Here is a 421-nt window from a genome sequence, read left to right on the forward strand (position 1 = left end):
CTTCTTGATGTGTAAAGAAGTTTTCTAGCTCTCCTCTTTGCTGTTTTGTTTGGAGTTCTAAAGCTCTTTGCAATATTGAATCTTCTGTGAAGTTATCCTTCATATTGTGTTGTCTTGTGCATTTTTGATAGTCCTCTTGAAAAACTTCTTGACTTGTGATAGAATCGCCCATCTTGTTGGCTGAAGATTGCGAAGCCTGTAAAAGCTCTGGCGTGTAGAAAATTGACTCGGAGTTTGGAGACTGGTAAATAATTTTTGATCCATTTGTCACTTTATTCTTTAAGATGTTTTGCCTTTTTGGTGCATTTGATACACTTATAAAGTAATCTTGCGTTTCAAGATTTATACTCGTGAAATATTCTTTATCCTTGATTTGTTTTGCAAAGATCACCATATTATCAATATCTCTTAGTATAAAATC

Annotated in this window: 1 protein-coding gene; it reads right to left on the reverse strand. The window is 33.7% G+C overall.

The genetic code is table 11. The features are described from left to right. Nucleotides 1-421, reverse strand: a 421-nt coding sequence (locus CCZ01_RS10680; RefSeq protein WP_181566409.1) for a hypothetical protein, incomplete at both ends; no start/stop codon positions are given.

The organism is Helicobacter monodelphidis (assembly GCF_003288845.1).
GTDB lineage: Bacteria > Campylobacterota > Campylobacteria > Campylobacterales > Helicobacteraceae > NHYN01.